The sequence below is a fragment of the Microvirga solisilvae genome (genome assembly GCF_022808595.1).
Lineage (GTDB): Bacteria > Pseudomonadota > Alphaproteobacteria > Rhizobiales > Beijerinckiaceae > Microvirga > Microvirga solisilvae.
Genome location: NZ_JAKUCN010000001.1, coordinates 449,981 through 468,454 on the forward strand (window position 1 = coordinate 449,981; position 18,474 = coordinate 468,454).

At 61.9% G+C, this 18,474-nt stretch carries 15 protein-coding genes; 7 read left to right on the top strand and 8 right to left on the bottom strand.

The genetic code is table 11. The features are described 5' to 3' along the window. Positions 1-13 precede the first annotated feature (13 nt). The 4 genes from MJ639_RS02225 (at position 14) to MJ639_RS02240 (ending at position 3,525) form a co-directional block, all read left to right on the top strand. On the top strand, positions 14-328 hold the full coding sequence (locus tag MJ639_RS02225) for an NIPSNAP family protein (protein ID WP_243368349.1): 315 nt from the start codon (positions 14-16) through the stop codon (positions 326-328). A 492-nt stretch (positions 329-820) separates the two neighbouring features. Continuing rightward, complete coding sequence (gene guaA / locus MJ639_RS02230) at positions 821-2,377, top strand: glutamine-hydrolyzing GMP synthase (RefSeq protein ID WP_243368351.1); 1,557 nt, start codon at positions 821-823, stop codon at positions 2,375-2,377. Positions 2,378-2,380: 3 nt separating this feature from the next. Next, the gene (locus tag MJ639_RS02235) at positions 2,381-2,728 is read left to right on the top strand and encodes an ArsC family reductase (RefSeq protein WP_243368353.1); all 348 of its coding nucleotides are present in this window, start codon (positions 2,381-2,383) and stop codon (positions 2,726-2,728) included. A gap of 59 nt (positions 2,729-2,787) precedes the next feature. Further along, entirely contained in the window at positions 2,788-3,525 is a 738-nt protein-coding gene (locus tag MJ639_RS02240; RefSeq protein ID WP_243368355.1) for a hypothetical protein, read from the top strand. Positions 3,526-3,596: 71 nt separating this feature from the next. Here MJ639_RS02240 and MJ639_RS02245 read toward each other — a convergent pair whose 3' ends face one another. Both MJ639_RS02245 and MJ639_RS02250 read right to left on the bottom strand, forming a co-directional pair. Further along, positions 3,597-5,486, bottom strand: coding sequence for a TRAP transporter large permease (locus MJ639_RS02245; RefSeq protein ID WP_243368357.1), 1,890 nt, complete (start codon positions 5,484-5,486; stop codon positions 3,597-3,599). A gap of 35 nt (positions 5,487-5,521) precedes the next feature. After that, complete coding sequence (locus MJ639_RS02250; protein ID WP_243368359.1) at positions 5,522-6,136, bottom strand: TRAP transporter small permease subunit; 615 nt, start codon at positions 6,134-6,136, stop codon at positions 5,522-5,524. Positions 6,137-6,440: 304 nt separating this feature from the next. Between MJ639_RS02250 and MJ639_RS02255 the strand changes: the two genes are divergently transcribed. The 3 genes from MJ639_RS02255 to der all read left to right on the top strand — a co-directional run bounded on the left by MJ639_RS02255 (position 6,441) and on the right by der (position 9,188). Further along, positions 6,441-7,031, top strand: coding sequence for an NnrU family protein (locus MJ639_RS02255; protein WP_243368361.1), 591 nt, complete (start codon positions 6,441-6,443; stop codon positions 7,029-7,031). Positions 7,032-7,146: 115 nt separating this feature from the next. Next, positions 7,147-7,824, top strand: coding sequence for a tetratricopeptide repeat protein (locus MJ639_RS02260; RefSeq protein ID WP_243368363.1), 678 nt, complete (start codon positions 7,147-7,149; stop codon positions 7,822-7,824). Between the two features lie 17 nt (positions 7,825-7,841). Next, the gene (der, locus tag MJ639_RS02265) at positions 7,842-9,188 is read left to right on the top strand and encodes a ribosome biogenesis GTPase Der (RefSeq protein WP_243368365.1); all 1,347 of its coding nucleotides are present in this window, start codon (positions 7,842-7,844) and stop codon (positions 9,186-9,188) included. Positions 9,189-9,255: 67 nt separating this feature from the next. Here der and MJ639_RS02270 read toward each other — a convergent pair whose 3' ends face one another. From MJ639_RS02270 to MJ639_RS02295, 6 genes are all read right to left on the bottom strand, one after another. Beyond that, positions 9,256-11,895 (bottom strand): DEAD/DEAH box helicase, encoded by a 2,640-nt coding sequence (locus MJ639_RS02270; RefSeq protein WP_243368367.1) that lies wholly within the window; start codon positions 11,893-11,895, stop codon positions 9,256-9,258. 4 nt (positions 11,896-11,899) lie between these two features. Then, positions 11,900-13,456, bottom strand: coding sequence for a site-specific DNA-methyltransferase (locus MJ639_RS02275; RefSeq protein WP_243368369.1), 1,557 nt, complete (start codon positions 13,454-13,456; stop codon positions 11,900-11,902). Positions 13,457-13,960: 504 nt separating this feature from the next. After that, entirely contained in the window at positions 13,961-14,704 is a 744-nt protein-coding gene (locus MJ639_RS02280; protein WP_243368371.1) for an SDR family NAD(P)-dependent oxidoreductase, read from the bottom strand. A 9-nt stretch (positions 14,705-14,713) separates the two neighbouring features. Next, positions 14,714-16,201 carry an amidophosphoribosyltransferase gene (purF, locus tag MJ639_RS02285; RefSeq protein ID WP_243369011.1) on the bottom strand — a complete coding sequence of 496 codons (1,488 nt, stop codon included), beginning with the start codon at positions 16,199-16,201 and terminating at the stop codon, positions 14,714-14,716. Positions 16,202-16,428: 227 nt separating this feature from the next. Further along, entirely contained in the window at positions 16,429-17,049 is a 621-nt protein-coding gene (locus MJ639_RS02290) for a CvpA family protein (RefSeq protein WP_243368373.1), read from the bottom strand. Between the two features lie 192 nt (positions 17,050-17,241). Beyond that, the gene (locus MJ639_RS02295) at positions 17,242-18,420 is read right to left on the bottom strand and encodes a hypothetical protein (protein WP_243368375.1); all 1,179 of its coding nucleotides are present in this window, start codon (positions 18,418-18,420) and stop codon (positions 17,242-17,244) included. Between the last annotated feature and the right edge of the window lie 54 nt (positions 18,421-18,474).

Below are 18,474 nucleotides of genomic sequence, written 5' to 3' on the forward strand. Positions count from 1 at the left end.
AGGAAAACCGCTCATGGTGACATGTCACGTCCGATACGTTCTCGATCCCTATAAGATCGCCGATTTTGAGGAATATGCCTCGATCTGGGTCGAACTGGTTCGAAAGATGGGCGGTACTCACCACGGCTATTTCCTGCCGGGAGAGGGCGCCAACAATATCGCCATCTGTCTTTTCAGCTTTCCGAGCCTGGCGGATTACGAACGATATCGGCGCGATGTGATGGTCGAGCCGGACTACAAGCGAGCCGACGAGATCGCGCAAAGAAGCCGCTGCATTCAGAGCTATGACCGGACCTTCATGAGGCCGTTGGAACTTTTGAGCGGCTGAAGCATCCTAAAAGCCTGGGCCTGGTGGAGTTGGTGCTGCCCCTTGCGAGTTGGTGGCTGATATCTGCAATTCCGTGACGGCATCCAGGGCTTTGATCGAGGCTGGGTGCTGGGCATAAACTTTGCGCAGGAACGCCTCATCCTCCTCCAGGTCATCGCATCTAAGATGTCGAACAGCCCTTTTGGCCCCTACGGTTTTCAGCTTTGCCGGGGATTGCATGCTTTCCCAATGAGAGCATCCGAGCTTGCGAGTGACGTATTCGCGGACCTGGGGCAGGGCCCCCTGACTGAGAGCCTCGACCTTTTCCAGAGATAGTCCTTGTGCCATGCAAGCGCTTGGAAACAAGAGCGCTAGGGTTGAGAAAAGCGTTATAAACTCGTAACGCAGCATGATCGCTCCATCAAAGTGCATGACACCTCAGCAGGATTAAAGGTAAAGCACCTGATGATGCCCCCAGCCCGAGACGTGTCCTCTCACATGTGATGATATAAAATGGCTCAGATGCACGACAAGATACTCATTGTGGACTTCGGCTCTCAGGTAACCCAACTCATAGCTCGGCGGGTGCGTGAAGAGGGTGTCTATTCGGAGGTAGTCCCTTTTCAAAAGGCCGCCGAGGCCATCCGGACCATGAAGCCGAAGGGCGTCATTCTCTCAGGCGGGCCTGAATCCGTGACGGCGGATTCCTCGCCCCGCGCGCCCCAGGAACTGTTCGATACGGGCCTCCCGGTCTTCGGCATCTGCTATGGCCAGCAGACCATGGCGGCGCAGCTCGGAGGACAGGTCGAGGGCGGACATCATTCGGAATTCGGCCGCGCCGAGATCGAGATCTTCTCGGAAAGCCCGCTCTTCCAGGGCGTGTGGCATGTGGGCAAGAAATATCCCGTGTGGATGAGCCACGGCGACCGCGTGACCAAGCTGCCGGAAGGCTTCGAAGTGCTCGCCGCTTCCGAGAACGCGCCCTTCGCGGTCGTCGCCGACGAGAAGCACAAATTCTACGGTGTCCAGTTCCATCCGGAGGTAGTGCATACGCCCCAGGGAGCGCAGCTCATCCGCAATTTCGTGCGTGATATCGCTGGCTGCAAAGGCGACTGGACCATGAAGGCCTTCCGTGAGGAAGCCATCGAGCGCATTCGCGCCCAGGTCGGCAAGGGCAAGGTGATCTGCGGCCTCTCCGGCGGCGTCGACTCCGCTGTGGCCGCTGTCCTCATCCACGAAGCCATCGGCGATCAGCTCACCTGCGTGTTCGTCGATCACGGCCTGCTGCGTGCTTCCGAAGCCGAGCAGGTGGTGAGCCTGTTCCGCGATCACTACAACATCCCGCTCGTTCACGTTCAGGCGCAGGATCTCTTCATCGGCTCGCTCGAAGGCGTGTCCGATCCGGAAGTGAAGCGCAAGACCATCGGCAAGCTCTTCATCGACGTCTTCGACGAGGAAGCAAAGAAGATCGGCGGCGCGGACTTCCTGGCGCAAGGCACGCTCTATCCCGATGTGATCGAGAGCGTGTCCTTCACCGGCGGCCCATCAGTCACCATCAAGAGCCACCACAATGTGGGCGGCCTGCCCGAGCGCATGAAGATGAAGCTCGTGGAGCCGCTGCGCGAACTGTTCAAGGACGAAGTGCGCGTGCTCGGTCGCGAACTCGGCCTGCCGGAAGCCTTCGTAGGCCGTCATCCGTTCCCCGGTCCAGGCCTCGCCATTCGTGTTCCCGGCACGATCACCCGCGAGAAGCTCGACATCCTGCGCAAGGCTGATGCGATCTATCTCGAAGAGATCCGCAATGCCGGCCTCTACGATGAAATCTGGCAGGCCTTCGCTGTGCTGCTTCCCGTGAAGACCGTGGGCGTCATGGGCGACGGGCGCACCTACGACCATGTCTGTGCGCTGCGCGCCGTGACCTCGGTCGATGGCATGACGGCGGATTTCTATCCCTTCGACATGAATTTCCTCGGCCGCGTCGCCACCCGCATCATCAACGAGGTGAAGGGCATCAACCGCGTGACCTACGACATCACCTCGAAGCCGCCCGGCACCATCGAGTGGGAATAATCGATGGCCGCGACGCTCTACGGCATCAAGAACTGCGACACGATGAAAAAGGCGCGCGCTTGGCTCGATGCCAAGGGCGTGTCTTACGCCTTCCATGATTACAAGGCCGAAGGCATCGACCGCGCTCGGTTGGAAGGTTGGGTGCGCAACGCGGGTTGGGAGACGCTTCTCAACCGTGCCGGCACGACGTTTCGCAAGCTGCCGGATGCGGAGAAGGCGGGCATCGATGAGCGCAAGGCCATCGCGCTGATGCTCGATCAGCCTTCCATGATCAAGCGGCCCGTGCTCGATCTGGGCAATCGCCTCGTCGTCGGTTTTAAGCCCGAGCAATACGAGACAGTGTTTCGCTGATCGGGTATCCTCCGCCGTCACGCCGCTAGGCGCACATGGTCTATGACGGAGGAATAATCATGGTTCGGACGCGTAAGGCTGCTGCCCTCGCGGCTCTTAGCATGCTTTGGGCAGGCCCATCCTTCGCGGAAGGGACGCTTTGCCTGTCATACGGCTATGAAGATCCGGGCCGCACCGTCAACGGTCCCATCGTCCTCGGCAGGATCAACACCGTCTCTCCCAAGGTTCATTTCCTCAAGAATCCGCTCGTCGACCGCAGCTGCCCGAACATGAGTTCTGCCTGCCAGGAGAAGGCTTATCTCGTTCCGGGGGACGAAGTCGTCGTCATCGGCACGAAGGGCGATTACATCTGCGCGAGCTATGCCAGCAAACAAGGCCGCGTCACCAAGAACTGGCTGCCGAGCGCCAACGTCTCCATCGTGCAGGACCCGCCGCCTGTCGAGACGAAGGACTGGGTTGGACAATGGCAAAGCGGCCCGGAGCAGAGCATCGAGATCACGCAAGCCGACAAGGTCGGTACTCTTTCCATCAAAGGCGATGCGAGTTGGGGCGCTGGTGATCCCGAGCGCGTCAAACGCGGCGCGGTCAATGTCGGATCGCTGGAAGGCGAGATGAAGCCGGAAGACGCAATGCTCTCATTCGGAATTGGCGAGAACGGAACGCTGCCTTTCGATCAGGCGGATGAGGCGGATTGCAAGGTGCGGATGCAGCGCCTTGGGCCTTATCTTCTGGTCAAGGACAACAAGTATTGCGGCGGAAACAACGTGTCGTTCACGGGTGTCTACAGACGCCCTTAGCCTGAAGCGATGAGAGTAAAAGAAAAGGCGGGCCGCAAAGCCCGCCTTTGTCGTTTGAGGTGTAATCCGCCTTATGGCTTCGGCGGATCGAAGTTGAGTGCGGGCAATCCGCCATCGCTGCCGGGGCCGCCGAGGCCGGGAGGCATCAGCAGGTTGTCGAGGGTCTTCTGCACAGCAGCCGGATCGGCGACGGGGCCGGCAGCCTTGTAGTGCATGACCATGCTCGGGAAGGCGACGACGAGGGCCACCATGATGAGCTGGATCACCACGAAGGGGATCGCGCCCCAGTAGATCTGGCCGGTGGTCACCGGCTCCATCTTCTTGCCTGTCAGGCGGTCGATATAGGCCTGTTTGGGGGCCACCGAGCGCAGGAAGAACAGGGCGAAGCCGAAGGGCGGGTGCATGAACGAGGTCTGCATGTTCACGCCCAGGATCACGCCGAACCAGATCAGGTCGATGCCCAGCTTCTCGGCCGCGGGGCCGAGCAGCGGCACCACGATGAAGGCCAACTCGAAGAAGTCGAGGAAGAAGGCCAGCAGGAACACGAGGACGTTCACCACGATCAGGAAGCCCACCTGGCCGCCCGGGAGCGAGACCAGCAGGTGCTCCACCCACAGATGTCCGTTCACGCCGTAGAAGGTGAGCGAGAATACACGTGCGCCGATCAGGATGAACAGAACGAAGGCGGAGAGTTTCGCCGTCGCTTCCGTCGCCTGACGGACGATGGTGAAGTTGAAGCGGTTCGGGTTGTTGTCGAGCTTGCGCTTGATGGCGGCGAGGATCACCGAGCCGAGCGCGCCCATGGCGCCGCCTTCCGTCGGCGTGGCAAGGCCGATGAAGATGGTGCCGAGCACGAGGAAGATGAGCAGCAGCGGGGGCACCATGACGAAGGTGACCTGCTGGGCCATGTTCGACATGAGGCGAAGGCCCGTGAAGCGCTCCACGATGCCCACGACGAGGGCATAGATCGCACCCGAGAGAACCATCTCCATGGTGAGCGCGAGACCTTCATGGCCCTGGTTGTGCAGAACCACGTAGAGGCCGAGGAAGACAGCCACGAGAGCCGCCGAGATGGCGATGCGCTTGGCGCCGAGGAACCGGTTCATCACGGCGCAGATGAGCGCCACCACTGTTGCCACGCAGATCGTGAGGATCACGAAATCCGCGCCTGCCTTGGTGTTGGTCTGCGTCAGCACGTAGTAGCCGACGAAGCCGGAGAAGACCACGAGGACGCCAAGCTGCCACACACCGCGCGAGCCGTTGGGCTCACGGTAGCCGATCGCCTCCGGCGGAAGGCCGGGAGCCGATTTCGGGAAGATAATCGTCATCAGCAGCACGTAGCCGGCATAAAGACCGGTGAGCACGAGGCCGGGGACGAAGGCACCTTCGTACATGTCGCCCACCGAGCGGCCGAGCTGGTCGGCCATGACGATGAGAACGAGGGAGGGCGGGATGATCTGGGCGAGCGTGCCGGAGGCTGCGATCACGCCCGAGGCGAGACGGCGGTCATAGCCGTAGCGCAGCATGATCGGCAGGGAGATGAGGCCCATGGAGATCACGGAAGCGGCCACGACGCCGGTGGTGGCGGCAAGCAGCGCGCCCACGAAGATCACCGCATAGGCGAGGCCGCCGCGTACGGGTCCGAAGAGCTGGCCGATGGTGTCGAGCAGGTCTTCCGCCATGCCGGAGCGTTCGAGCACGTATCCCATGAAGGTGAAGAATGGGATCGCCAGCAGCACCTCGTTCGACATGGTGCCGTAGATACGGTCGGGCAGCGCCTGAAGCAGAGGCCAGGAGAGGTTGATGCTCTCAGGCGCGAGCGGCGCGAGCTCCACCGCGATGATGAAGAAGAGCAGGCCGTTCGCCGCCAGCGAGAAGGCGACCGGGTAGCCGAGGAGAAGGAAGATCACCAGCGCCGCGAACATGATCGGGGCGAGGTTCTGGGCAATCAATGCAGCCATGGACGAAAACTCCGAAAATCAGGTCAGGCGGGGGCTTAGCGGATGCCGTCGCCTGGAGGCTCGTCTCCAGTGGCAAGCCCGGAGATCAGGCGCTCGGCTTCGGCCTCTGCCGCGCCGTGCGCGCTCACATGGTCATGCTCGTCGGCGAGCTTGCCCTGCATGATGGCCACACGCTTGATGAGCTCGCTCAGCCACTGGAAGGCCAGCGAGATGAAGCCCAGAAGGATCAAGCCCTTCGCCGGCCAGATCAGAAGGCCGCCGGCATTGGAGGAAACCTCGCCGGATTCGTAGGATTTCGTGAAATAGGGAACCGACAGCCACAGCATCAGCGCCACGAAGGGGAAGAGGAAGAGCAGGTGACCCATCAGGTCGATCCGGTCGCGCCCGCGCTTCGTCAGGCGGCTGGAGATGATGTCGATGCGGATGTGTTCGTTGGCCCGGAGCGTCCAGGCGGCGCAGAGCATGAACACGGCACCGAACAGGTACCATTGCAGCTCGAGCCAGGCATTGGACGAGACGCCGAAGATGCGGCGGATGATAGCGTTGATGGCGGAAACCAGAATGGCCACCACGATGGCCCAGGCCGCGACTTTGCCGATGCGTTCGTTGATCGAGTCGATGACACGAGAAAGCTTGATGAGCGCCGTCACCTGTCTGTCTCCCCCTTGGAACATTTGTTGTTGAATCTATCGGCCTAGTAACGGGTTCGAGGCCCGCTCACCATGCCGTCATTAGTCTATAGCGACGTTTGTTCCGGTGAGTACCCGGGAAATTTTCGGGCTGCAAGATAGCCGATTGTTAAAAGTTTAGGCAGTCCAGAACCTTGCGGACGGATAGAAACTTGCTGTTGAGGGCGTGGCATCTCGCGACGGCTTTTCATACCTCCGGCCGGGCTCCGAGTGGTCAGCCAAAGCAAGCGAGACTATAATTTCCTATTCCCTTAGGAGAGTGATCGTGACGCTGCTTGTTCTTGGCCTGATCCTGTTTCTCGGCACACATTCCTTCAGCATGGCTCGCAAGGGGCGATCTGCGCTCATCGGCCGCGTGGGCGAGGGGCCTTACAAGTGGCTGTACTCGCTCCTGTCGCTCGCCGGAATCGTGCTGATGGTCATCGGCTACGGGCATTACCGGGCGAACGGCTACATCCCGGTCTGGGACCCGCCGGTCTGGACCCGGCATCTGGCGCTCCTGCTCGTGCTCATCGCCTTCATCTGCTTTGTGGCAGCTTATCTTCCTGGGCATATCAAGCACCGCCTCAAGCATCCCATGCTGGCGGGCGTGAAGATCTGGGCTCTGGCGCATCTTCTCGCCAATGGCGATCTCGGCTCCATCCTGCTCTTCGGCTCGTTCCTGGCCTGGGCGGTGGCGGCTCGCATAAGCGTGAAGCGTCGGGACGTGGCGGCACAGCACGGGGGTACGGCGGCCCCTGCGGGCTGGCGCAACGACATTCTCGCGATCGTGATCGGTGTCGTCGTCTATGTGGCCTTCGTTCTCTGGCTCCATCCGCTGCTGATCGGGGTGCCTGTCCTGCCCACAAGAGCGTGAAATCCCCTGGTCAGGGAAGCTCTTGGCCAGGAAACCTCTCGCCTTAGGCAGGGGTGTATGCTAGGCGACCCACTTCGATTGAAGGAGGCGGCCGTTGAGGGCCGCATGAGGGACGATGGCTACGAACCAGAACGACGAGTTCATTCGCGAAGTCGATGAGGAATACCGCCGCGACCAGCTGGCAAAGGTCTGGGCTCGCTATAATGGCCTCATCATTGCCGTTGTCGCTCTCGTCGTCATCGGCGTCGGTGGCTGGCGCTACTGGGAGCATATGCAGGAGACCCGCGCCCAGGCTGCCGCCGCGCGCTATGAAGAGGCCCTGAAGCTCTCCGGCGACAGCAAGGCTCAGGAAGCCGATGCCGCCCTGGAGGCCCTCGCGAAGCAGGGCGACACCGGCTACAGCCTGCTCGCCCGCTTCCGCCTGGCTGCCGAGCGCGGCCAGCAGAATGCTGAAGCCGGTGCTGCCGCCTATGACGCCCTGGCGAACGACACTGGCGTTGCTCCGCTCTGGCGCGACCTCGCCAAACTTCGCGCCGCGTGGCTGCGCGTCGACAGCGCCGATCAGGCCCGGATCCGCCAGACCCTCGAGCCCATGGCCGTGCCGGGCAATGCCTGGCGCCACTCGGCTCGGGAACTCCTCGGCCTTTCCGGCCTTAAGGCAGGCGACATGGATTATGCCGGGCGCTGGTTCGACCAGATGGCGGCCGACCGTGAGACGCCTCCCTCCTTGAGGCAGCGGCTTGCGATCTACACCGCTCTCGTGGCGGGCGGGCCCGTTCAAGTCACTCAATAAGACGGAGCACCAGGGACATGACGCCTACCGTCGCCATTGTCGGGCGGCCGAATGTCGGCAAGTCGACTCTCTTCAACCGTCTCGTGGGCAAGAAGCTCGCGCTCGTGGACGACCGTCCGGGCGTGACCCGCGACCGGCGTGAGGGCGAAGCGCGTCTCGGCGACTTGGACTTCCGCATCATCGACACCGCAGGCCTGGAGGAGGCGACGGAAGAGTCGCTTCTCGGCCGCATGCGCGCACAGACCGAAGCCGCCATAGGGGATGCGGACGTCATCCTCTTCGTGATCGATGCCCGCGTCGGCATCCTGCCCGCCGACCGTCCCTTCGCGGAGATGGTGCGCCGCTCCGGCAAGCCCGTGATCCTCATCGCCAACAAGGCTGAAGGTGCGGGCGGCATGGCCGGTGCTTACGACGCCTTCTCGCTCGGCCTCGGCGATCCAGTTCCGCTCTCCGCCGAGCACGGCGAAGGCATGGCCGATCTCTTCGAGGCCTTGATGCCTTTCTTCCCCGAGCCCGGCGACGAGGAGGAAGAGGACGATCCCAACAAACCGCTGCAGGTGGCCATCGTCGGCCGCCCGAATGCGGGCAAGTCCACGCTGATCAACCGCATGGTCGGCGAGGACCGTCTGCTTACGGGGCCTGAGGCCGGCATCACCCGCGATTCCATCTCGCTCGATTGGGAGTGGCGCGGAAAGAACGTGAAGCTGTTCGACACGGCGGGCCTTCGCAAGCGCGCCCGCGTCGAGGACAAGCTCGAGAAGCTCTCCGTCGCCGATGCGTTGCGCGCCGTGCGCTTTGCCGAAGTGGTGGTGGTGCTGCTCGATGCGACGATCCCGTTCGAGAAGCAGGATCTCTCCATCGTCGATCTCGTCGAGCAGGAAGGCCGCGCCCTCGTGATCGGTCTCAACAAGTGGGACCTCGTCGCCGACCAGCAAGGCTTGCTGACAGAACTCAAGGAGAAGGCTCACCGCCTGCTGCCGCAGGTGAAGGGCGCGCCCGTGGTGCCGCTCTCAGGGCTCGCCGGCAGTGGCATCGATCCGCTCATGAAGGCGGTGTTCCAGGTTTATGAGACCTGGAACCGGCGCATCTCGACCGCGAAGCTCAATCAATGGCTCCAAGATGCGATCGACGCCAATCCGCCGCCCGCCGTTTCGGGCCGCCGCATCAAGATCCGCTACATGACTCAGGTGAAATCGCGCCCGCCGACATTCGCCATCTTCGGCAACCAGCTCGACGCTCTGCCGAAGAGCTACACCCGTTACCTCGTCAACAACATCCGCGAGGCATTCGATCTCCCCGGCGTGCCGATCCGCGTGTCGCTGCGCATGGGAACGAACCCGTACGACAAGGAAAAGCGCGGGTAGGGCGCTTTACGTTTCTGTTTCTCGCATCATGGCCGGGCTCGCCCCGGCCATTCTCTTTTGCATAAGCCTAAACTGCGCCGAGCTTCGCGAGCATCTGGGCGCGCATGTCTTTTCCGTCGACGATCTTTTCGACCATGAGAAACGCGGCCTTTCCGTCGCTGAGCTTTTCCCACAGCCGCCCGACGGTTCGCTTCTCGTTCGTCTCATCGTTGCCCTCGCCAGCTAGATGCGCGCCCTTGTATTCGACCGCGAAGAGGCGGCCATCGTTCAGAAGCGCCACGAAGTCGGGATAGAACTTGCCTGAGGCCAGCGGCAGCCAGAACGCATCATGATGCTTGGCAACGTTGCGCACCCAATACCGGATGCTGGGAAGGCTATCGAGGGCCTGCGCGCACTGAAACTCCTCGCCCTGCTCGGCGCCATCGAAGGCCGGCACATTATCGGGGCCGAGGAAATGCTTTGCCGGCCGCCAATGCCCACGATAACGGCGCTGATCGCCGAACATGCCGTTTCTGAAAAGGAATCTGTACTCCAGCGACACGCTTGCCTTGGCTTCGGGCGCGATCAGGTAGCGTTGGTAGACGGTTTCCTGCTCGGCGCGGCGGATGGCGGCGATCCGCACCTTCAACGCATTTGCCAAAATGAACTTGGCGCGCATGAGCGACGCAATCGGAATCCGGCGCAAGCCCATCAGGTGCGTGATAGCATCGCGCACCCAGCGCAGGAGATCGGAGGGGTGAATGTCCGGCTGGCGCAATTGTCGTTCGAGCCAGATGGAGAGGTTTTCAGGCGTCCAGCTTTCGATGTCGATATCCAAGGCGAGCTGCCGCTCTTCCTGCGCGAAGCTATAGACGACGCGCCTGCCGTCCACGTCGATCTCGAAGGTCTGCGCATTGTCGCGGATCGAGAAGGCGGCTTCATCGAGCCTCGCGGGACGGTCCAGAAGCGACCATTCGTGAAACTCCATCAGCGTCTCGGATTCCGCGAAGACGAGCTCTCCCTGGATTTCGCTGACAAGGCCCGGCACTGTGAAGATCTCGCCCTTCTCAGCGGGCGAGAGCATCGGGAGGATTTCGGCTTCATATGCCTGCGCCGCTTCTGCGAACCCCTTGCGCTCGGTCTCGGCCACCGCTTGCGTCAGAATGGCCTTTAGCTCCGGCGCAATCGGCCCCGTCACGACGATCTCGGCCTTGCCCTCGGCGGTCTTGTTCACCGCCACGCCCTGAATCGCGGCGTCGCGGACGGCGGCGTAAAGGGCGGGAGACGGCGTGACAGGGTAGCGGAAACTCGGCTTGGGCTTCTCGCGGGGGGCGAACAACCCCGTCTCGTCGAGATGCCCCTGGGCTGCCTCGATCATCTCTGGCGCTTCATCCTCGAAGCCCATGGCGACGAGCTTGTCCACCAGCGCGTTGGCGGCGGCGCTGAAGGTCGGCTCGGAGATATGCGCGTAAGCCTTGTTAAGGTCCGGGTTCTTGCGGCGCTTCGCATAGGGCATGCGCAGCACGCGGCCCAAAAGCTGCTCGACCGCCGTGGCGCTCTGGATACGCGACACGGAGCAGAACACATAAGCGAAGGAGCAATCCCAACCCTCCTTCAGCGCCTCGACGGTGATCACGTATTCGATCTTGCTTTTGGCATCGAACAGGTCGATCCCGTCGAGTTCGCGCTGGTCGCCGGTGGCGACCGCGATGCGCTCTTCGGGAATCTGCTCCACGTCGATCAGGTGCTGCTTCAGCTTCTCGACCGTGACCTCCTGGTCCTTCGGCTGCGCCTGGAACAGGACAATGGGGCGGATGTAATCCGCCTCGTCCTTCGCGGCCTCTGCCAGTTTCGCGCGGGTCGCAATCGCGCTGTTCACCGCGCCTTGCCAATCCTGGTGCTCCGCCAGCACGATCGGCAGCTTGATCATCTCCTCGTCCTTCAGCTCCTGCGCCGTGACGCTGTGCAGGATGTTGGAGTTGAAGCGCGGCGTAGCGGTGAACTCGATGATCGCGGAAGGGTTCACCCGCGCCTGCATCTCGCGCGACAAGCCGGTGACGGCATTGTGCGCCTCGTCCACGATCATGAGCGGGCGGTGGATGTGCAGCAGGTTCGCGAAGGAAAACTTGATGCCGCCGCCCTCAAGCTGCTCCAGCTCCGGCGCATGTTGCGAGACACCGGAAAAATGCGGCTCTATGTCCTCGTGATGGGAATAGACCTTGCGGCCTTCCGTATTGCCCACGCGCAGCGTCTGGATCGTGCTCACGACCACGCAGAGATTGTCGCGGATGTCGTGCGGGCGGATTTGCGTGAAATCGGCAATGTCGAACACGCGCACGCGCCCTTCGAAAACCTCGTCGAGCGCCTGGCGATAGGGGTGGCGCGGGTTCTTCAGCGCCTCCGCCGTCTGCAGGCGGATGGTGTTGGAGGGCACGAGCCAAAGAACGAGAGGGTAATCCTTCTCGATCCAGGTGTCGCGCGCCACGCCGATGGCATGCGCGCCGAGCACAGTCTTGCCGCCGCCGGTGGGCAGGCGCAGGCACACATAAGGCGCGTCGGGCAGCGCCTCCAGCGCCTTGTACTCGCCCCTATAGCGCCCGAGACGCTTCGTCTGCTCCGGTTCGCTCGTGATCGCCTCATAGGCATTGCGCGGGCCCGCCACGCGCGCCTCTTCGAGAAAACGGCGCAAGGTGGCGAGGGTCTCGGCTTGATATTTCTTGAGTTTCATGATCTCACCGCCGCGCCTTCACGTCGTAGGGCGTCTGCTTGAAGGTGATGCCTTCGCGCTCCAGGCCTGCGGAGCCGAGGCGCGACTGCTCGCCGTAGATCGTGAGCGGCCCGTCGAAGGCAGGATGCTTCTTGGCGATGGCCTCGCGGATCAATTGCAGCGTCCCGCGCGTGAGCACGTTGCCGCCATCGGGGCGCTTGTCGCCGAGAATGCCGTTGTAGAGCAGAGCATAGGCCCGGCCCCCGTGAACGCCCAGGCAGGGCGACTTGCCCTTGCCGCTCCAGGGCGTGTTCGTTTCGCTGAACCACACATGCGCGGCGAGCGTCGGAAAACGGATGTCGCCCCGGATATGCCCGTTCTCGTCGAAGACCGGCGGCCCGAGACGGTAGAAGCGAAAGCCGCCGCCGCCCTGCCAGTTCAAGCTCTGCGAAATGCCGCCCTGCTCGCCCTCGATCACCTTGTTCAGGCGCGGCGCGCAATGGGTGACCGCATGGTCGCCCATCTCGATGCCGATATAGCGCCGCCCCATCTTGTGCGCGACGGCAGCGGTTGTGCCGGAACCGAGGAAGGAATCGAGCACGAGGTCGCCGGGATTGGTCGTGATGTGAAGAATGCGTTCGAGGAGACGTTCTGGTTTGGGGGTGCCGAAGGGATCTTCGGGAGTGAGCTGAAGTTGCTCCTTTCGACCGTCCTGAGTGTGCCCCACTTCATTCCAGGTCCAAATGGTTTGAGGGACGGCTCCCTCTTCGACTACTTCTGATAAAAAGCGTTTGAAGGCAGGAACAGTATTTTCCCCGTTCTTGCCCCACCATATAAGATTATCTCTAACATTCTTTTCGTGCGCCGCTGGATTGAATCTCCATACAGCAGTTCGCTTCGGCCATACCTGTGCTCCGGTAAAGGGGTTTGTTATCGGATAATAAAGATTGGGGCGCTCATCTGCATTCTTGTTGCAGGTATAATCTCCAGATTTCCAGAGGCCTCGCGGATCACTATCGAGATTCTTATATGCTTTGTTAGCGGATTCAGCCCTTGCTAGTTTCTGTGGTCTCCATCCGTTTTTGTTCTTTGCAAATATAAGAATGTGATCGTGATTGTCGCTTAGCCAGACAGCATCATTCGCGGGCGAATACTTCTTCTGCCACACCACATTCGCGATAAAATTCTTCCGCCCGAACACCTCATCCATGATGACCTTGAGGTAATGCGCCTCATTGTCATCAATCGACACCCAAATTGAGCCGTCCTCCGCCAGCAGGTCGCGCAGCAATTCGAGGCGCGGCCACATCATGGCGAGCCATTGGGTGTGCTCGAGATTGTCGTCGTAATGCTCGAAGGCGGAGCGGGTGTTGTAGGGCGGGTCGATATAGATGCACTTCACCTGGCCCGCATAGAACGGCAGCAGGGCTTTCAGCGCCTCCAGGTTGTCGCCCTGGAGCAGCATGTTGCCGGTTTCAGGCTCGCCATGGCTCAAGGAGGCGTCTTCTTCCAGCAGCCGGTAAGGCACGTCTTGCGCGCCGCGAATGTCGTTGTCGCGCGTGAGCCAGTGAAGGATCGGCATGGATGAGGAGCCCGTCTCGATTCGAATCGGCGTCGTTGGATTGCGCCTTGAGCCGGACCATGCCCGACAGTCGAGGGGAAGCCAAGCCGGGTGCTAGATCGCAGAATGTTCCTATTTTGTTCTTGATTTTGGTCCTAACCTTGGCTATAGGTGTTGATGTCCTGGCTCGATGAGGGGCGCGCTCGCGAGGCGTCGCATGTGTCGGAGCCGGGAGCGGTCCTGGTTCGGTCTCGCAAGCCGGTCCAGGAGGCCCGCCGCTGAAAGACGCGGTGTCCGCCTAAAAGAACCGTGCGCGAGGGGCCGTCAGGTTCTTCTCCACTCTCACAGCGAACCGGACGGCCTCTCGCGCCTCCCTCACCCCAAACCTCGGGCCACACAAGCCGCGAGGACATTCCCGCTCGCTCTTTCTCATCTCGGGGCCGATGCTTTGAGAGGCCGTGTCGTGCAGATACAGAAAAGGCGGCCCAAGGCCGCCTCCAGTAGATCGAAAAGATTAGCAGATGCCTAAGCCGGCCCTTGCGGCTCGATCACTTTTCCGTCCTGTGTGAAATCGTAGATCTTGCCGGTCTGATCCCATGAGGGCAGGGCGAGCTTCACGATGTGAGGGGCGAGATCTTCCGGCGTCTTCAGCGTCAACGGATCCTCGCCAGGCATCGCCGCCTTGCGCATGGAGGTGCGCAGCGGGCCGGGATTGATCAGCATGGTGCGAATGGGCGTCGTCACCGTCTCGGCGGCATAGGTGCGCACGAGCGCTTCGAGGGCGGCCTTCGAGACGGAATAGACACCCCAATAGGCCTTGTGCTTGTGAGCAGCGCCCGACGTCACGAAGATGGCGCGGCCGGCATCCGAGGCGCGCAGCAACGGATCGAAGGAGCGCAGCAGGCGGTAATTCGCCGTGACGTTCACGGTCATCACCTCATCCCAGACCGGCTGGTCGATATGGGCGATGGGCGCGAGTTCGCCGAGCTGTCCCGCATTGCCGAGGAGGATGTCGAGCTTGCCCCAGCGCTCGTAGATCGCGGCGCCCAGGCGGTCGATGGCGTCGAGGTCCTTCAGGTTCACCGGCACGAGGGTGGCGGACGAGCCCCTGGCGCGGATTTCGTCGTCGAGGCTCTCAAGCGCTCCTTGCGTGCGGGCGAGCGCGATGATGTGCGCGCCGGCTTCCGCCAATGCGAGCGCTGCCGCGCGGCCGATGCCGCGCGATGCGCCGGTGACGACCGCGACGCGGTTTGCGAGAGGCTTTTCCATGGATCGTCCTTAGTCGGCTTCGGCCAGCAGCGCGAGGCGGCGCGGCGTGGCGACGGTGAGGTCCGTCAGCGCCGTCGGGTAATCGCCCGTGAAGCAATGGTCGGTGAATTGCGGCTGAGCCGGATTGCGGCCCTTCTCGCCCATGGCGCGATAGATGCCCTCGATGGACAGGAAGGCGAGCGAATCCGCACCGATATACTCGCGCATCTGCTCGAGATTGTGCGTGGCGGCGAGCAGCTTCTCCTTTTCCGGCGTGTCGATGCCGTAGAAGTCGGGATGCGTGATCGGCGGGCTGGCGATGCGGAAATGCACTTCCTTCGCACCAGCCTCGCGCATCATGCGCACGATCTTCACCGAGGTGGTGCCGCGCACGAGGCTGTCGTCCACGAGCACGATGCGCTTGCCCTCGATGGCCGAGCGGTTCGCGGAATGCTTCATGCGCACGCCCAGCTCACGCACGGATTGTGTCGGCTGAATGAAGGTGCGGCCAACATAATGGTTGCGGATGATGCCGAGTTCGTAAGGCAAGCCGCAGCTCTGGGCGAAACCAAGCGCCGCCGGCACGCCGGAATCCGGCACCGGGATCACCACGTCCGCATTGGCGGGCGCTTCCGTTGCAAGCTCGCGGCCCATGCCTTTGCGCACTTCATAGACGCTGCGGCCGTTCACGATGGAATCGGGGCGGGCGAAATAGATGTATTCGAAGATGCAGGGGCGGGGCGCCACCTTCTCGGCGAAGCGGAAGGATTCGACGCCCTTGTCCGAAATCACCACGCACTCGCCGTTCTCCACGTCGCGGATGAAACGCGCGCCGATGATGTCGAGAGCACAGGTCTCCGAGGTGAGGATATAGCGGCCGTCGAGTTCGCCCAGCACCAGCGGGCGGATGCCCATGGGATCGCGGGCGCCGATCAATTTCTTGTTGGTGAGCGCCACGAGTGCATAGGCGCCCTCGATCTTCTGGATCGCCTCGACGAAGCGGTCGACCACCTTGTCCTTGCGGCTGCGGGCGACGAGGTGGACGATCACCTCCGTGTCCGTCGTGGACTGGCAGATCGCGCCGTCACGGATGAGGTTGCGGCGAAGGGTCAGGCCGTTGGTCAGGTTGCCGTTATGGGCCACCGCGAAACCGCCGCCGTCGAGTTCGGCGAAGAGGGGCTGCACGTTGCGCAGCACGGTCTCGCCGGTGGTCGAGTAGCGCACATGGCCGATGGCGGAGAGGCCCTCCAGGCGCTCGATGATCGCCCGGTCGGAGAAGCTGTCGCCCACGAGGCCGAGCTTGCGCTCGGAGTGGAACACGTCGCCGTTGAAGGAAACGATGCCCGCCGCCTCCTGGCCGCGGTGCTGGAGGGCATGGAGCCCCAGGGCGGTGATGGCAGCGGCATCCGGATGACCGTAGATACCGAAGACACCGCATTCTTCACGCAGGGTATCGCCGTCGAGGTCGAGGTCCACCTTTTTGGGGGTGACCTGCCACGTCTCAGACCTGGAAGACATCATGATTTCCTTGGGACCCGCGCCCCCACCGGCGCGAGCCTTATGTAATCGCCCGAGGGCCAAACGCCAATGGGTTTTCCTGTCGCTCTTAGAGCATCGTGCGGAAAAGTGGTGCCGGTTTTCCGTAAAAACGATGCTCTTATCCAAGAAGAAAGCATCGGATTGGTCCCAAAAGTGCAAAAACCACTTTTGGGTCCGATGCTTAGAAGTGTGAACAGGAGGAGCGGTCAGCTCCGGCGCTGGGGCGCCTGCGGGGCCGCGGGGGCAGCAGGAGCCGGAGCGGGCGCAGTGCCGCCGCGCTGCGGATCGGGCTCGGCGGGCTCGCCGGGTTCGCCATCCTGGGGCTTCCGGAGCTTCTGAATCAGGGCTTCCGCATTCTCGGGCAGCATGGCGATGATGCTGTCACGGGCGTTTTCCATGGCCGGGCGGGTGCGGGAGGCGGTGGCCCATTCGGGCTCCTTGCCCTGAAGCAGCCAGCTCAGGAAAGCCCAGCCGATGACGCAGATCAGGAAGCCGCGGGCCGCGCCGAAGACGAGGCCGAGCGTCCGGTCGAGGGCTCCGATTCGGGAATCGAGGATCAGATCCGAGATCTGGACCGTGATGATCGATACGATGATCAGGGTAATGACGAAGATGCCGCCAATGGCCGCCACCAGGGCAACGGTGTTGCTGCTGATATATTGCTGGGCGATGGGCAGTGCCGCCGGATGGAGGTACCAAGCCGCAGCCGCGGCCACGACCCAGGCCACGATGGCCAGGACCTCGCGGGTGAAGCCGCGCACGGCCGCCAAGAGAGCCGAGATCAGGACAATTCCGATGACAACGAGGTCCAGAACAGAAAAGGGCATGAGCCGAGCCTACGCAGAAACAGGGAGAGGGGCCGCATTCGCGGATTAAGGCCAGGCTGTATAGCCTTAAGAGAGGCATTCGTCACCCCTAGGCCGGAAAAGGTGCACATGGGCCGCAAGTCACCTAACAAGCGCCCACAAAAAAAACCCGGCGCAGAGCGCCGGGCTAGGGAGAGAAGTGATGTTCCCAGATCAGACGAAGATGAAATCGTCGGCCTGGACATAGGTGCCGGGCTTCAGCTTGGCGATGGCGAAGCCCTTCCCGCCGCCCGAACCGTCGAGGTCCAGGTAAACGAAGCCGTTCTTCTTGTCGTAGGTGACGAAGTCGTAGGTGTCCTTTGCCTTGCCGACGGTGAAGAAGTGTTTTTCGAGCTTGCCCTTGTCGAACACCTTATCCAGGCTGAAGAAGCCCTTCTTATTGCCGGCCTTGGTGCCTGCGAGCGACTCGTAGACCTCTTTCTTGGCGACCTTGACCTTGAAGGCCTTCAGAGCAGCAAGGTTGATCTGAATGGTGTCGTCAGCAGATTTGAAGTCCACGATGTGGTCGAAATGGCCCTTCTTGATGGCGTTGTCGAAGACGAAGGTGTCCTTGCCCGTGCCGCCGATAAGGATGTCCTTGCCCGTGCCGCCGGCGAGCACGTCGTCGCCGCCCAGGCCGTAGATCTTGTCGTTGCCGCCATAGCCCTTGATCATGTCCGCACCGGCCCCGCCGATAAGACGGTTGTTCTTCGCCGTGCCATTCACGAAGTCGAAGGCATCGCCGACATTGACGGTCAGGGTCTTCTCGAAGGTATTGCCGTCGACGTCCGTCACTTTGACAGTGATGTCGTGTGTTTTCGTCGTCAGGAAGTCCAGCTTCGAACCATCCTCCACCACGAGCTGACCATCGACGATGTCGAAGCGGCCCTCGGCATCGCCGAGCAACTCAAAGGTGAACTCTTCGTTCGCATCGAGATCGGCGGCAAGCAGATCGCCAACCACAGTGCCATTCGCGACATGCTCAAGGACGGTGTAGCTCGATAGGGAGATGTCCGTCGGAGCGACGTTATCGATCACGCTCAGCGTAAGAGCGGCGGGATCGACGTCGGTCGCGCTTCCGCCGGATGAATCGCTAGTAGCAGTGATGTCAATGTTGAACGTGAGGTTGCCCGCTTCGTAGTCGTAAAGAGCGCTGTCGGCGTTCTTGACGACGAGCTCATACAGACCCGTGGTCGTGTTGAGACGGATTTCGAAACGACCTTCGGCATCGCCCGTGAGCTCATACGAGAAAGTCTCGTTGCTCTTGCCGCCTTCGACGCGCAGGGTGCCAATAACTGTGCCGACTTCAGGATGTTCGCTGACAGTCAGGTTCGAAAGAATGATGCTTGCCATATGATCCTCTATGGGCTCGAGGGCTACTCGTTGCTACTGACGAGGTAACCCGTC

Bases quoted from the DNA above. Each gene is read 5' to 3' on its own strand.
- MJ639_RS02295 (WP_243368375.1), bottom strand. From the start codon at position 18,420: ATGGCAAGCATCATTCTTTCGAACCTGACTGTCAGCGAACATCCTGAA.
- MJ639_RS02280 (WP_243368371.1), bottom strand. From the start codon at position 14,704: ATGGAAAAGCCTCTCGCAAACCGCGTCGCGGTCGTCACCGGCGCATCG.
- der (WP_243368365.1), top strand. From the start codon at position 7,842: ATGACGCCTACCGTCGCCATTGTCGGGCGGCCGAATGTCGGCAAGTCG.
- MJ639_RS02270 (WP_243368367.1), bottom strand. From the start codon at position 11,895: ATGAAACTCAAGAAATATCAAGCCGAGACCCTCGCCACCTTGCGCCGT.
- MJ639_RS02225 (WP_243368349.1), top strand. From the start codon at position 14: ATGGTGACATGTCACGTCCGATACGTTCTCGATCCCTATAAGATCGCC.
- purF (WP_243369011.1), bottom strand. From the start codon at position 16,201: ATGTCTTCCAGGTCTGAGACGTGGCAGGTCACCCCCAAAAAGGTGGAC.
- MJ639_RS02290 (WP_243368373.1), bottom strand. From the start codon at position 17,049: ATGCCCTTTTCTGTTCTGGACCTCGTTGTCATCGGAATTGTCCTGATC.
- MJ639_RS02240 (WP_243368355.1), top strand. From the start codon at position 2,788: ATGGTTCGGACGCGTAAGGCTGCTGCCCTCGCGGCTCTTAGCATGCTT.
- guaA (WP_243368351.1), top strand. From the start codon at position 821: ATGGCTCAGATGCACGACAAGATACTCATTGTGGACTTCGGCTCTCAG.
- MJ639_RS02245 (WP_243368357.1), bottom strand. From the start codon at position 5,486: ATGGCTGCATTGATTGCCCAGAACCTCGCCCCGATCATGTTCGCGGCG.
- MJ639_RS02235 (WP_243368353.1), top strand. From the start codon at position 2,381: ATGGCCGCGACGCTCTACGGCATCAAGAACTGCGACACGATGAAAAAG.
- MJ639_RS02260 (WP_243368363.1), top strand. From the start codon at position 7,147: ATGGCTACGAACCAGAACGACGAGTTCATTCGCGAAGTCGATGAGGAA.
- MJ639_RS02275 (WP_243368369.1), bottom strand. From the start codon at position 13,456: ATGCCGATCCTTCACTGGCTCACGCGCGACAACGACATTCGCGGCGCG.